Source organism: Alysiella filiformis (assembly GCF_014054525.1).
Taxonomy (GTDB): domain Bacteria; phylum Pseudomonadota; class Gammaproteobacteria; order Burkholderiales; family Neisseriaceae; genus Simonsiella; species Simonsiella filiformis.
The window spans coordinates 2,229,150-2,244,907 of record NZ_CP059564.1; the positions used below are offsets into that span (position 1 = coordinate 2,229,150).

5 protein-coding genes are annotated in these 15,758 nt (G+C 49.9%); 2 read left to right on the top strand and 3 right to left on the bottom strand.

All coding sequences use genetic code 11. From position 1 onward, the window contains the following. Window positions 1–195 precede the first annotated feature (195 nt). Window positions 196–819: an NUDIX hydrolase gene (locus H3L97_RS10945; RefSeq protein WP_224446347.1), complete on the top strand. Its 624-nt coding sequence runs from the start codon at window positions 196–198 to the stop codon at window positions 817–819. Here the strand turns inward: H3L97_RS10945 and H3L97_RS10950 are convergent. From H3L97_RS10950 to recG, 3 genes are all read right to left on the bottom strand, one after another. Next, window positions 750–2,120 (bottom strand): YihY family inner membrane protein, encoded by a 1,371-nt coding sequence (locus H3L97_RS10950; protein WP_224446346.1) that lies wholly within the window; start codon window positions 2,118–2,120, stop codon window positions 750–752. The genes H3L97_RS10945 and H3L97_RS10950 overlap by 70 nt on opposite strands. 85 nt (window positions 2,121–2,205) lie before the next feature. Next, window positions 2,206–3,147, bottom strand: a complete 942-nt coding sequence (locus tag H3L97_RS10955; protein ID WP_097114492.1) for a LysR substrate-binding domain-containing protein — start codon at window positions 3,145–3,147, stop codon at window positions 2,206–2,208. Between the two features lie 91 nt (window positions 3,148–3,238). Further along, the gene (gene recG, locus H3L97_RS10960) at window positions 3,239–5,284 is read right to left on the bottom strand and encodes an ATP-dependent DNA helicase RecG (RefSeq protein WP_097114493.1); all 2,046 of its coding nucleotides are present in this window, start codon (window positions 5,282–5,284) and stop codon (window positions 3,239–3,241) included. Window positions 5,285–5,510: 226 nt separating this feature from the next. Between recG and H3L97_RS10965 the strand changes: the two genes are divergently transcribed. After that, a complete protein-coding gene (locus H3L97_RS10965) occupies window positions 5,511–15,728 on the top strand; it encodes a S6 family peptidase (RefSeq protein WP_182073073.1) in 10,218 nt (3,405 codons plus the stop codon). Window positions 15,729–15,758 lie beyond the last annotated feature (30 nt).

The following is a 15,758-nucleotide window of genomic DNA, read 5'->3' on the forward strand; positions in this document are numbered from 1 at the left end:
TTTATTTTTGGGACGCCATGTAGGGTGCAACTTGTTGCACCAAATACATGTTTTATCAGGAAAATGGTGCAACAAGTTGCACCCTACACTCGTCCTATTTTTACATAAATTGAAAAGAGGCGGATATGAAATCCGCCCCTACGTCAGTTTAAAAGTAGGTTTTGCAAAGGTTTCAGGCTGCCTGAAACCCCCAAAATGATGATATTCAATGAAGACGATTTAAGCGATTTTTTGGCATATTGCGTGTCTGTGCCGATTGTGTCGCGCTTACAGCAACGCAGCCAAACGCTCTGTTCGCCACAACATCGTGCGGCGGCGGTGTTAATCGGCATTGCGCCACACGCGAAAACGGGTGCATGGCAAATTCTGCTCACACGCCGCGCTGAAACCTTGCGCCACCACACGGGGCAAATCGCTTTCGCTGGCGGCAAATGCGACCCCAACGACCCCAGCCCCATCGCCACCGCCTTGCGCGAAACGTTTGAAGAAACAGGCATTTCGCCAAATGTTTGGCGCGTTTCAGGCTGCCTGCCTGTGTGTTGTACGCCATCGGGCTATGCCATCACGCCCGTGTTGGCGCATTGCGACAGGCTGCCTGAAACCCAAGCCAATGCACAAGAAGTGGCAGAAATTTTTTGGTTGCCACTTGATGTTGCGGTGGACGCATCGCGCTACACCAGCCGCGCCAATTTGCCCGCCCTGCCCCATTTGCATTACGACATTTGGGGCGCAACCGCTTTGATGTTGCATTATTTGGCGGAATGCTGGTCTGCCAAATCCGACAGCATTTTGGACAAACGCGCAGGCAAAATCGGTTGAGCGTGCAAATCGTGTTGCTTGGCAAATTCGTCCAAATTCACATTGAGCGATTGCACACAAGGCCGCACCAAATCCTGCAAAGCTGCCTGAATGGGCGTGTGGATTTCAGGCAGCTTGTACACAAAAATATTCGCCAAATCCAATAAAATGATGTTTTCAGATGATTTTTTCATTACCCAACGGTTTTTGTCTTGGCTCACATAATCGTGTTGCGCCAAAGTTTCCAGCAAATCGCCCAATTCATCATAGCCCATGTGAACGTGTTGGCGAAAGTCGGGCAACGACAAACTTTTACCTTGCAAATGCGCTTGTTTCAACAACAACAGCAAGGTCAAAACTTCATCAAAACTGTGGTTTTTCATGCGGCTGCGTAAAAAAGCATTGCCGCGCCAATACGAAAAACTGGCGGTCATCACCGCCCCCGTCAGCACCAAAATCCACAACACATTCAACCAAATCAAAAACACAGGCACAGCCGCAAACACGCCATAAATGAGTTCGTAGCTGTTGAAATTGCGAATGTAAATCCCAAAACCCCATTTGGCAATTTCCACCGCCAGCGCGGTCATGAACGCGCCACACAAAGCGTGTTTGCTGGGAACATAGCGATTTGGCACCACGCGATAGGCAAAATACAACACCGCAAGTGTGAACAAAAGTTGTGGCAAATGCCCAATCGCACCGTCCGACAAATGCGGCAGGGCTGCCTGAATTTTGCGCGTGAGCGATGCGCCCAAACCCAATGCCACAGGCGCAAGCGTGAGCAATGCCCAATAAATCGGAATTTGTTGAAACAGGGAGCGTGTGGTTTTGACGCGCCAAATGCGGTTGAAGGTTTGGTCTATGGTTTGAATGAGCAAAATGGACGTGATGCCCATGCCCAGCAAACTGATGGCGGTTAAACCATTGGCTTTGTCTTTGAATTGATTCAGGTATGCCATGATGGTTGATGCGCCACTTGGCACCAGCACATCGTTCACCATTTCCATAAATTGTGCCGACACATCTTCAAACATGGGAAATGCTGCCACCACCACCAACATCACCGTCAGCACAGGCACCAGTGCCAAGAGTGTGGTAAAAGTCAGGCTGCCTGCCACTTGCGCCACGCCAATTTGATTGAATCGGCGCAAAATAAACAGGGCAAATTGAAACCAACGCTGTTGGGGTAAATTCACGATTCTCATGTTTTGATGTGTTTGTTTTAACGTGGACTCGGAATAAGTAACTGTCCATTTGCCAACCAAGCAGCCCTCTCTCCCTATGGGAAAGCGTTGGAGAGAGGGTTGGTTGAGCAGCATACCCTCTCCCCAACCCTCTCCCACTGGGAGAGGGCGTAAAGTTACTTACATTTATCAATGATTTTTATCCCAAACTCACGTTGTGTTAAATGGAAAAATCCTGCACAGCAGGCGCGTAAAGCAGATTTTGGATTGCGCTGCGTTGCCATTCAGGCTGCAACAATTCAATAAAATCGTAGGCAAGTGTACGCAATAAATTGTTTTGTCTCAACAAAATTTGCAAGTGCATGGGTTCAAACAAATGGCTGATGTCGCGCACTGCCAAATCGTGCAAATGTTGGCAAGCGATTTTGTCCACAATGCCCACGCCCAAACCCAAGCGAATGTAATCAAACAGCGTTTCGTGGTCGTTGCTGGCAAAGGCGATGTGGGCATCGTTTTGTCCTGCTTTATTCAGGGCTTTGTGCAAGGCGGATTGGGGCAACAGCGCGTCATCGTAAGTCAAAATGGGCTGGCTGATGATGTGTTCCCATGCGATGTGGTTTTGCTGCGCCAATGGGTTGTCAGGCGGCAACACCAGCGCACACGCCCACGGTTTGCCCAACAAACGCCGCACTTCGTTGGCATTGCCGCCACTTTGGTTGCCAAGGGCAAAATCCACTTCGCCATGCAACACCATTTCATTGAGCTGCTCGGTGTGGGCTTGGCGCAAATTCAATTTGACGCTGGGGTGGCGTTGCATAAATTGGCGCAACACATTGGGCAACACATAACGGGCAATGGTGGGGGTGGTGGCGATGTTCAGGCTGCCTGAATCTTGGTTGGCAAATTCACTGCCCACTGCTTTGATTTTTTGGACATTTTGTAAAATTTGCTCGGCAATTTCCAATACGGCACGTCCTGCTGGGGTAACGGCAACCATGCGTTTGCCACTGCGTATGAAAATTTGCACGCCCAATTCCTCTTCCAGCAAGCGGATTTGTTTGGACACCCCAGGTTGCGATGTAAACAGGGCTTCGGCGGCTTCCGACACATTCAAATTGCGGCGATGGGTTTCTACGGCATAGCGAAGTTGTTGTAATTTCACGTTTATTCTCTATTTCTTGACAAACCAATCTGCCATATTAAAACAAGCCTTGGCGAAAATGAAAGACTTTTTATTTATGTGCGATATGCTTTCAGGCTGCCAAAAAACCTTCGCGGCTGCCCAACCAGCGTTGCAAATGTTGCGCGACCACTTCGGGGTGTTGGGCGATGAGCTTGGGGGCGATTTCGCGTGCTTTTTCCAACAAAATCAAATCATTTTGCAAATCGGCAAAACGCAACATGGGTGCGCCACTTTGTCTTGCGCCCAAAAATTCGCCTGGCCCGCGCAAATTCAAATCGTGGCGGGCAATTTCAAAACCGTCTGTGTTTTCGTAAATGACTTTCAGGCGTTCTCGCGCCATTTGGCTCAATGGCTCGGTAAACATGAGCAGGCAACTGCTGGCTGCCACGCCACGCCCTACCCTGCCACGCAATTGGTGCAGTTGTGATAAACCCATGCGTTCGGCGTGTTCAATCACCATCAGGCTGGCGTTTGGCACGTCCACGCCCACTTCAATCACGGTGGTGGCAACCAACACGTTGATTTTTCCCGCAATAAATTCTGCCATGACGGCTGCTTTTTCGGCAGCTTTCATGCGCCCGTGTACCAAACCGATGTTGAGACTGGGCAAGGCTGCCTGTAAATTTTCCAGCGTTTCGGTGGCGGTTTGCAGTTGTAGGGTTTCGCTTTCTTCAATCAGGGGGCAGACCCAATAGGCTTGTTGCCCTTTTTGGCAGGTGTTCAGCACAAAGCCTTCTACTTGGCTGCGCCTTGCGCTGTGTATCAGCTTGGTTTGAATGGGGGTGCGATTGGGTGGCAATTCGTCTATCACGGAAACGTCCAAATCGGCAAAGAAACTCATCGCCAAAGTGCGCGGTATGGGCGTGGCAGACATCATCAGTTGGTGTACGTCTTGCCCTTTGTTTTTTAAAGCCAAACGCTGTGCCACGCCAAAACGGTGTTGCTCATCAACCATCACCAAACCCAAATTGTGAAACACCACGTCGTCTTGAAACAGCGCGTGTGTGCCAACCGCCAAGCGAATTGTGCCGTTTGCCAGTTGGGTTTTGACTTGGTCTTTTTCCTTTTTTTTCAGGCTGCCTGAAAGCCACGCCACATCTATGCCCAAAGGTTCAAACCATTGTTTGAATTTCACATAATGCTGTTCGGCTAAAATTTCGGTGGGTGCCATGATGGCTGCCTGAAAATCGCCCTCGCTTTCCAAAGCCACCAATGCGCTCAATGCGGCAACAATGGTTTTGCCACTGCCCACATCGCCTTGCAACAAGCGGTGCATGGGCGTGGTTTGCGCCAAATCCGCCGCGATTTCGTCCAGCACCCTTTGCTGCGCTGCCGTGAGCGTAAACGGCAATTTTGCCAACAGTTTTGCCGATAATTCGCCCGTGCCACGCAAAGGTTTCGCGCTGCCTGAAAGCCGCCTTTGTTTCGCCAAACGCATGGAAAGCTGCTGCGCCAGCAATTCATCAAATTTCAAACGCTGCCACGCGGGAAATGCACCATTTGCCAGCGTTTTCATGTCCAAATGCGGCGGCGGATTGTGCAACACGCGCAAACTTTCCGCCAATTCAGGCAGCCTTAAATCGTGCAAAATGTCGCTGGGCAACACCTCTTGCAAATCCACCGTTTCCAAAGCCTGATTGATGGCTTTACGCAAAATGGGCTGATTCAAACCCTGCGTGGTGGGGTAAATGGGGGTAAGGCTTTGCGCCAAATCCGTTTTATCGGGCGATTTGATTTTGGGGTGTATCATCTCATCGCCATGATAACCGTGCTTGATTTCGCCCAAAGCACGAACCATTTGCCCCTCCGCAAGCTGTTTCACATGATTGGGATAAAAATGAATGAAACGCAAATTCAATATCGCACCCGATTCATCTTGAATCCGCGCAATGAGTTGTTTGCGTGGCTGATATTGAACGTGCAAATGCACCACTTCGCCCTCCACTTGGCAAGGTTCGCCCAAAGGCGCGTGGGCAATGGGGACAATTTGCGTTTCATCTTCATAACGAAGTGGCAGGTGCAACACCAAATCCCAAGCGCTGTTTAAGTGGAGTTTGTGCAATTTATCGGCGGTGTGGTCGGTGATTTTGAGCAGTTGGCGGGTTTCAGGCAGCATGATTTTCCACAAACATCATTGTCAATGGGGCGTGTTTTAACACAAATTGCGCCATGGGGGGAAAAAAGCGTTTCAGGCAGCCTGAAAACCCAATCGCACAAATAGAAAAAAATCTGCCATATTTATCCCCAAAATGACGTAAAATACGGAAAAATATGGCTTAAAATAGAACTTTTACGCCAATTTCAACCCCAAATTTGATTATTATTTAAATTGCGAATCCATCATGAAAAAGAAATCCACCCAACGTCATCAAAATCAAACCTTTCGCCGCACCGCGCTTGCCTCGCTGATTTCATTGGCAGCAACATCAGCGCACGCCTCCATTGTTCGCAGCGACATTGATTACCAATATTTCCGCGATTTTGCCGAAAACAAAGGGCAATTTGTCGCAGGCACACAAAACATTGAAGTTTACGATAAAAAAGGCAACAACTTGGGCGTAACCCTAAAAGGCTTGCCCATGCCCGATTTTTCTGGCGTACCGCAAATTGGCACATTTGTGGAAGCAGGTTTGGGCATCATGATGACACCGCAGTATTACGGCACGGTGGCACACAACGTCAATGCAGGTGTGCGCTTTGGGCAAACGGGCAAACTCAATCCCGATTCCAATCGCTACCACTACCAACTTGCCGACCGCAACGATGCCGAAAAAACCGATAAAAATATCCCACATTGGGATTATGGCACACCACGTTTGGAAAAATTGGTCACCGAAGCCATACCCGCCCCCATTGCCAACATCTCATTGAGCAACACAGAACTCATCAACAACCCACGTTTTGCCGCCTTTGCCCGCATTGGCGCAGGACGACAATTTACCATTGACGCAGCAGGTGCAAAACCCAACCAAGTCAGCAATTCTTACAATTACTTGGCTGGTGGTTCATTGCTGCCCTTTATTCCCACCGCGATGAATGAGGCGGTGGAATACAACGCCACCAAAGGCTTGTTTACCGATGGCGTGGACCCCTTGGCAACCCAACCGCGCAAAGGCGACAGTGGCTCTGCCATTTTGGGCTTTGATACCACATTAAATCAATGGGTTACGGTAGCACATCATCAATCGTCCAATGGCAATGAAAGCATTCCATGGGGTCGTGCGATGATTGCGCGTAAAGCATTTTTTGAAGAACGTGTGAAAGAAGACATTGCGGGCAACATCAGCAACCGCGTCAATAATCAACGCTACAACTGGACACCAACGGGCAACACCTCCAACATCACAGGTGGCAGCACCACGTTGAAAGTGGATTTGCGTGATGACGCTTTGCCCAAACCCACCACAGGCTCGCCCCACATTCCCAGCGCCAATCATGGCAAAACCGTCAATATTTCAGGCAGCAACGGCACTTTGCATTTGACACAAGACATCAATCAAGGCGCAGGGGCTTTGTATTTTGACGCGAATTTTACCGTTTCAGGCAGCCAAGCCAACACCACTTGGCTGGGCGCAGGCGTATCTGTTGCCAACGGCAAAACCGTGAATTGGCAAGTGCATAATCCCAAAGACGACCGTTTATCCAAAATTGGTGGCGGTACGCTGAATATCACAGGCGTGGGCATGAACCAAGGCTCAATCAGCGTGGGCGATGGTAAAGTCGTTTTAAATCAACAAGCAGACGCGACAGGACAAAAACAGGCATTCAGCCAAGTGGGTTTAACAAGCGGTCGCGGTACGGTGGTGTTGGGCGACAACAAACAATTACTTGACAATAATAATATTTATTTTGGTTCACGCGGTGGACGCTTGGATTTGAATGGCAACCATTTGACTTTTGAACGCATTCAAAATACCGATGATGGCGCACAAATTGTCAATCACAATACCAATCAGGCAGCCAGCGTTACCCTTGCACGCAGCAAAGAAGTGACGCCACAAAATGTGGTTTTTGAAGAAAATCGCAACAAAAAACACGATTATGCGATTTATCTTGCCAAACGCAGCGATGGTTCCATTGATTACTATGCCGTGAATGAAGGGCGCAATCCTGCCAGCGTGGGCTTTCCTGCTCAAAAAAGCAACGGTGCAACGTGGCGTTATTTGAGCAGCGACCGCGATGAAGCACTCAATATTTTCTTGAAAATGAAAGCCAACGCACCTTTGCTTGCCAAAAAAGACGCATTTTTCGGCAAATTGGGCGAAACCAACGCCACTTTACCCAACGGTCGCTTGGACGTGCATTTCAATCCCAGCTTAAAAGACGACATTTACATTTTAAACGGTGGCAGCAATCTCAATGGCAACATCAGCGTTCAAAACGGCACGCTGGTGTTATCTGGCACACCCACGCCTCATGCCTACGACCACTTAAACGGCACCGAAGTCATGCTTGACCACGATTGGGTAACGCGCGATTTCAACGCCACCCACATCAACGTGGATTCAGGCAGCCTGAAAACCAGCCGCAACGTGGGCAACATCACCGCCAACATCAGCGTATCGGGCAATGCCCGTGCCGAATTGGGCTTTGTCAATGGCGAAGAAATCTACACCCGTTCATTGCACACAGGCATCACCACCGCCGAAAACAAAACCTATGACGCAGACATTTTGGCATACATTCCCGAAACCCGCGTCAATGGCAACATCAATTTGCGCGACAATGCCACCTTGCGCCTAAATGTGGATTACGACCGCAACATCACCGCCAGCAACGCCACCACCATTGAACTTGCCAACAACGGTCATTGGACTTTACCGTCCAGCCAAGCCATTGGCAATTTGGACGGCGTTTCAGGCAGCCAAATCACGCTCAACGCCCAAAATAAAGAAGGCGTAGAAACAGCCACATCATTCAACACTTTAACCGTAAACGGCAATTTAGACGGCAACATTCATTTCAATTATTTGAGCAATGTGGCACAACAACAAGCCGACAAATTGGTGGTCAAAGGCTATGCCGCAGGCGACCACACCCTGTCCGTACGCAACACAGGCGCAGAAGCCAATATTCAAAAACTGACTTTGGTTGAATTGCAAAATGCCGTTCAAAATGGCGATGATGTGTCCTTCCAATTATCGGGTGGCTATGTGGATGCTGGCGCGTATCGCTACACCCTCAAAAATGACGCAGGCAAAGAATACTATTTGAGCAACCCCAAACGCGCAGCAGAACTTGCCAAATTGCGTGAAGAAGAAGCCAAAAAAGCCGCCGCCGAAGCCGAAAAAGCCAAACAAGCCCTTGCAGACGCACAAAAAGCCAAAGCCGATGCCGAAGCCGCCCTTGCTGCCGCCCAAACAGGCAACAACAATGCCCAACTGGACGCATTGCGCCAACAACTTGCCCAAGCCGAAAAACAAGCCGAGCAAGCCAAAACCGAATTGGCAGAAGCCAAGCGTCAAGAAGAGACCGTTCAAAAACTCATGCAAGAAATGTTTGATTCATTAACCGCCGCGCAAAAAGCCAAAGAACAAGCCGAAGCGCAAAAACAAGAAATTGAATCAGAAAAAAATACCCTGCAACAACAACTTAACGAGGCAAACACACAAAAACAACAAGCCCAAGAAGCCGCCGACACCGCACAAACCGCCTTGCAAGAGGCAATCAACGCCAAAAACGAAGCCGAGCAAGCCCAAAATCAAGCCCAAACCGCTTTGCAAAACGCGCAAGCCGCTCAACGACAAGCCGATGCCGATAAAGCCAAAGCCCTGCAAGATTTACAGGCAGCCCAAGCTCAAAAAGCGGAATTGCAACGACAGCTTACCAATGCCCAAAATTCACAAACGGCAAGTGGCGAAGAATTGGCGGCTTTGCGTGAACAACTTGCCCAAGCCAACACACAACTTGATGAGAAAACACAGGCACTCAATCAAGCCAACACTGCCAAAGAACAAGCAGAGACCGCCAAAACCCAAGCTGAAAATGCCCAAAAACAGGCAGAAAGCCAATTTACCCAAGCACAAAATGATTTAGCAACCGCCCGCCGCAAAAAAGATGAAGCGGAAGAGCAAGCCACGGCATTGCAACAGCAAAAAGACCAAATTCAGGCGAAATTAAATCAAACCACCCAACAGCTTGCCGATGCCGAAGCGCAAACCGCCCAAGCCGAGCAACAATTAAGCGTCTTGCAAGAACAAAAATTGGCAGCCGACACCGCCCGTGAGCAAGCCGAAGCCGCCCAAAAAGCCGCAGAAGATGCCCAAACTGCCGCTCAAAACGAAATCGCCAAATTGCAAGATGCCAAAGAAAAAGCCGAAGCCGAAAGTGCGCGTCAGGCGGAATTGGCACGTCAAGCGGAACTTGCCAAACAAGCCTCTGATTTGGCGAAACAAAAAGCCGAAGAAGACAAAGCAAACGCCATTGCAGAAGCCGAACGTCAAGCTGAATTGGCTCGTCAAGCCGAAACCGCAAAAGTTGCCGCGCAAAACGCCCTCAAATTGGCAGAAGACGCGAAAAATCAAGCACAAACCGATTTAGCAAAAGCCCAAACCGATAAAAACACAGCCCAAGCTGAATTGGCACAAGCCTTAAAAGACAAGGAAGACGCTCAAAAAGCCCTGCAAAACGCCCAAGCTACTGGCGGTCAAGCCCTTGCTGACGCACAAAAGGCTTTGGACGCTGCCAATGCCAAAGTTCGTGAACACGAACAGGCTTTACAGGCAGCCCAAACCGCCCAGCAAGCGGCTGAATCCGCTCAAAAATTGGCGGAGAATCAACGCGATACCGCTTTGACTTCTCTGGCACAAGCTGAAAAAGCCAAAACGGACGCAGAGCAGGCTGTAACGCAAATTCAGGCAGCCTTAAATCAAGCACAAGCGGATAAACAAGCGTCTGATTTGGCGAAACAAAAAGCCGAAGAAGACAAAGCCAACGCCATTGCAGAAGCCAAACGTCAAGCTGAACTGGCACGTCAAGCCGAAGCCGCCAAAGTTACCGCGCAAAACGCCCTCAAATTGGCAGAAGACGCGAAAAATCAAGCACAAGCTGATTTGGCAAAAGCCCAAACCGATAAAAACACAGCCCAAGCTGAATTGGCACAAGCCTTAAAAGACAAGGAAGACGCTCAAAAAGCCCTGCAAAATGCCCAAGCGGATGGTGGTCAAGCCCTTGCTGACGCTCAAAAAGCTTTGGACGCTGCCAATGCCAAAGTTCGTGAACACGAACAGGCTGTACAAGCTGCCCAAAACGCACAACAAGCGGCTGAATCTGCTCAAAAATTGGCAGAGAACCAACGCGATACCGCTTTGAGTTCTTTGGCACAAGCGGAGAAAGCCAAAACGGACGCAGAGCAGACTTTGACACAAATTCAGGCAGCCTTAACCCAAGCGCAAGCGGATAAACAAGCGTCTGATTTAGCAAAACAAAAAGCCGAAGAAGATAAAGCGAACGCCATTGCAGAAGCCGAACGTCAAGCTGAATTGGCGCGTCAAGCCGAAACCGCCAAAGTTGCCGCGCAAAATGCCCTTAAATTGGCAGAAGACGCGAAAAATCAAGCACAAACCGACTTGACAAAAGCCGAAGCTGCCAAAACGGCTGCTGAATCTGCCAAAAAATTGGCGGAAACCGCACGACAAAATGCCGAAAACCAATTACAGGTAGCTTTAACCGCCAAAACTGCTGCTGAAACCGCTCAACAACAAGCGGAATCCGAATTGGCAACCGCCCTGCGCGACAAAAAAATCGCCGAAGACGCGCTTAAATTGGCACAAGACAGCGGCAATCAAGACGTGGCGAAATTGCAAAGCGATTTGGCACAGGCAAACCAACTTGTTCAAGACAAAGAACAGGCTTTACAAGCTGCCCAAAACGCCCAGCAAGCGGCTGAATCCGCTCAAAAATTGGCAGAGAACCAACGCGATACCGCTTTGAACTCTTTGGCACAAGCGGAGAAAGCCAAAACGGACGCAGAACAAGCTATAACGCAAATTCAGGCAGCCTTAACCCAAGTACAAGCGGATAAACAAGCGTCTGATTTGGCTAAACAAAAAGCCGAAGAAGACAAAGCGAACGCCATTGCAGAAGCCGAACGTCAAGCTGAACTGGCTCGTCAAGCGGAAACCGCCAAAGTTGCCGCACAAAACGCCCTCAAATTGGCAGAAGACGCGAAAAATCAAGCACAAACCGACTTGGCAACAGCCGAAGCCGCCAAAACGGCTGCTGAATCTGCCAAAGAATTGGCGGAAACCGCACGACAAAATGCCGAAAACCAATTACAGGCAGCCCTGACCGCAAAAGATGTCGCAGAAACCGAGAAAACCAAAGCCCAAACTGAATTGGCACAAGCCTTAAAAGACAAGGAAGACGCTCAAAAAGCCCTGCAAAACGCCCAAGCTACTGGCGGTCAAGTCCTTGCTGACGCACAAAAGGCTTTGGACGCTGCCAATGCCAAAGTTCGTGAACACGAACAGGCTTTACAGACAGCCCAAAACGCCCAGCAAGCGGCTGAATCCGCTCAAAAAATCGCTGAAAACCAACGCGATACCGCTTTGACTTCTTTGGCACAAGCGGAGAAAGCCAAAACGGACGCAGAGCAGGCTTTGACGCAAATTCAGGCAGCCTTAACCCAAGCGCAAGCGGATAAAGCGAAAGCGGAACAAGACAAACAAGCGTCTGATTTGGCTAAACAACAAGCGGAACAAGACAAGCAAGCCTCCGATTTGGCAAAACAAAAAGCTGAAGAAGACAAAGCCAACGCCATTGCAGAAGCCGAACGTCAAGCTGAATTGGCTCGTCAAGCCGAAACCGCCAAAGTTGCCGCACAAAACGCCCTCAAATTGGCAGAAGACGCTAAAAATCAAGCACAAACCGATTTGGCAACAGCCGAAGCTGCCAAAACGGCTGCTGAATCTGCCAAAGAATTGGCGGAAACCGCACGACAAAATGCCGAAAACCAGTTACAGGCAGCTTTAACCGCCAAAACTGCTGCTGAAACCGCTCAACAACAAGCGGAATCCGAATTGGCAACCGCCCTGCGCGACAAAAAAATCGCCGAAGACGCTTTGAAATTGGCGCAAGACAGCGGCAATCAAGACGTGGCGAAATTGCAAAGCGATTTGGCGCAAGCCAACCAACTTGTTCAAGACAAAGAACAGGCTTTACAGGCAGCCCAAAATGCCCAGCAAGCGGCTGAATCCGCTCAAAAATTGGCAGAGAATCAACGTGATACCGCTTTGACTTCTCTGGCACAAGCGGAAAAAGCCAAAACGGACGCAGAGCAGGCTGTAACGCAAATTCAGGCAGCCTTAACGCAAGCACAAGCGGATAAAGCGAAAGCGGAACAAGACAAGCAAGCCTCCGATTTGGAGAAACAAAAAGCCGAAGAAGATAAAGTTAAAGCAGAGCAAGACAAGCAAGCCTCCGATTTGGCAAAACAAAAAGCCGAAGAAGACAAAGCCAACGCCATTGCAGAAGCCGAACGTCAAGCTGAATTGGCACGTCAAGCCGAAACCGCCAAAGTTGCCGCACAAAACGCCCTTAAATTGGCAGAAGACGCGAAAAATCAAGCACAAATTGATTTGGCAACAGCCGAGGCCGCCAAAATGGCTGCTGAATCTGCCAAAGAATTGGCGGAAACCGCACGACAAAATGCCGAAAGCCAGTTACAGGCAGCTTTAACCGCAAAAGATGTCGCAGAAACCGAGAAAACCAAAGCCCAAACTGAATTGGCAACCGCCCTGCGCGACAAAAAAATCGCCGAAGACGCGTTAAAATTGGCACAGGATAGCGGCAATCAAGACGTGGCGAAATTGCAAAGCGATTTGGCACAAGCCAACCAACTTGTTCAAGATAAGGAACAGGCTTTACAGGCAGCCCAAAACGCCCAGCAAGCGGCTGAATCTGCTCAAAAACTGGCAGAAAACCAACGCGATACCGCTTTGACTTCTCTGGCACAAGCGGAAAAAGCCAAAACGGACGCAGAGCAGGCTGTAACGCAAATTCAGGCAGCCTTAAATCAAGCACAAGCGGATAAAGTGAAAGCGGAACAAGATAAACAAGCGTCTGATTTGGCGAAACAAAAAGCCGAAGAAGATAAAGTTAAAGCAGAGCAAGACAAGCAAGCCTCCGATTTGGCAAAACAAAAAGCCGAAGAAGACAAAGCCAACGCCATTGCAGAAGCCGAGCGTCAAGCTGAATTGGCTCGTCAAGCCGAAACCGCTAAAGTTGCCGCACAAAACGCCCTCAAATTGGCAGAAGACGCGAAAAATCAAGCACAAACCGACTTGACAAAAGCCGAAGCTGCCAAAACGGCTGCTGAATCTGCCAAAGAATTGGCTGAAACCGCACGACAAAATGCCGAAAACCAATTACAGGCAGCCTTAACCGCCAAAACTGCGGCTGAAACCGCTCAAAAACAAGCGGAATCCGAATTGGCAACCGCCCTTCACGACAAAAAAATCGCCGAAGACGCTTTGAAATTGGCACAAGACAGTGGCAATCAAGATGTGGCGAAATTGCAAAGCGATTTGGCACAGGCAAACCAACTTGTTCAAGATAAGGAACAGGCTTTACAGGCAGCCCAAAACGCACAGCAAGCGGCTGAATCCGCTCAAAAATTGGCAGAGAATCAACGTGATACCGCTTTGACTTCTCTGGCACAAGCGGAAAAAGCCAAAACGGACGCAGAGCAGACTTTGACGCAAATTCAGGCAGCCTTAACGCAAGCGCAAGCGGATAAAGCGAAAGCGGAACAAGATAAGCAAACCTCTGATTTGGCGAAACAAAAATCGGAACAAGCCAAATTGCAAGCCGATTTAGCCGCCCAGCAAGCCCAAACCGCGCAAAAACGCGCCGAAGTGGAAGCCACGCGTCAAGCCACGGCTGCGGCACAGTCTGAAATCGCCAAACAAGCCGCGCAACTGCAAGCGCAAAATGCCCAAAAAGCCCAAGCCATCGCCGAAGCCGCACAGCAAGTGGCACAGTTGGCACTCAAACAGGCGCAAACGGCACAGGCTGAATTGGAGGCTTGGAATCAGCGTTTGCAGGCAGCCGCCCAAGCGGACGCGCAAACCATCGCACAAATCCGCAATGAATTGGCAAAAGCGCAGGCTTTGGCAAATGAAACCGCCCAAGCGGTTCAGGCTGCCCAGCAAGATTTGACGCAAAAACAGGCGCAATTGACTCAGGTGCAAGCACAAAACACGCAAATTCAGGCGCAACTCAATCAGGAGAAAACTTTGCGCGAGCAAGCGCAAATCGCCCAACAAGCTGCCGAACAAGTACAGCAAGCAGCCGAACAAGCCAAGTTGAACGCGATTGCGGCACAAAGCCAGTCTGAACGCGAAAAACAACAGGCACAGCAAGCACTTGCCCAAGCAGAACAGTTGGCACAAGAGAAAATCGCCCAAGCAGCCCAGTTGGAACACGAACGCGACCAAATCGCCAAACAATTGGCGCAGGCTTTGAACCAAGCCCAAACCCAAGCGGGCGAATTGGCACAAGCGCAGGCTCAAACCAACTTGGCATTGGCGCAAATCCAAGAAAAAGAACAGGAATTGGCTGCCGCCCAAGCGGAAGCGGAACGCCAAAGAGCGGTACTCGCTGCCGAAATTGCCAAGCAGCAAGCCGAAGCCGCCAAGCAGAAAAAGCAGTCTGAAATCATCAGCCAATATGCGAATGCGGCTTTGTCGGAAGTGTCGGCAACGGCACACCAACAGCAACACATCGCCAGCCGAATTGATGAGCGTTTACAACATCTTAATGGCAAAAATTCGGGTGCTTGGGCGCAAACCGATACCAGCAAAACCCAACATCAATCCGACCAATATCGCGGTTATGAGCAAGACAGCAAACTCACGCAAATCGGTTTGGACAAAACGGTGGAAATCGGTACAGGCAGCCTGACGGTGGGTGCCGCACTCAATCATTTGCGTTACGATGCCAGCTATGCCGATGATTTCAAAGGTAAAGGTCAAACCACCACAGGCACGGTTTACGGCAAATGGCATGGCGAAAGCGGCTTTGCTGTGAATGCGGACGTGTCGGCAGGTCAAGCCAAATCGGAATTGACGACACGTCATGCCTCTGCGCCAAAATCCGACATCAAACGCGATGTGGGCAGCGTGGGCGTGGGCATTTCGCAAGATTGGAACGTGGGCGGTGTGGAAATTCAAGCACATACGGGCGTTCGCCATCAGCACTTGGGCAAAGCGGATTACGCGATTGAGGCACAAGACGGTAGCCAAGTTCAAGTCCAACAAGGCAAAATTGGCATCACCAGCTATCAAGCGGGCGTGAATGTGGGCAAAACGGTGGAAACCGCCAATGGCGTGAAAATCCGCCCACACGCAGGGGTGGCGTATCGCCACAACAACAGCAGCGCGAAAGTTGCCATCAACGGTCAAGAGCTGACGCAAAAATTCGCCAACGAAGTCAAAGGACAAGTGGGCGTGAGCGTGGGCAAAGGCAGTTGGGAAGTGCAACTGAAAGCCGATTATGCGAAAAACAATGAGTCGGGCGAGAAAAAGTCGGCATTGTTGGGCGTGAATTGGAAGTTCTGATTGTGATGGATTGAGTGCAATCAGGCTGCC

What these genes read in the sequence shown, in the direction of transcription:
- H3L97_RS10950 (WP_224446346.1), bottom strand. Translation starts at nt 2,120, where the DNA reads ATGCTGCTCAACCAACCCTCTCTCCAACGCTTTCCCATAGGGAGAGAG.
- H3L97_RS10965 (WP_182073073.1), top strand. Translation starts at nt 5,511, where the DNA reads ATGAAAAAGAAATCCACCCAACGTCATCAAAATCAAACCTTTCGCCGC.
- H3L97_RS10945 (WP_224446347.1), top strand. Translation starts at nt 196, where the DNA reads ATGATGATATTCAATGAAGACGATTTAAGCGATTTTTTGGCATATTGC.
- recG (WP_097114493.1), bottom strand. Translation starts at nt 5,284, where the DNA reads ATGCTGCCTGAAACCCGCCAACTGCTCAAAATCACCGACCACACCGCC.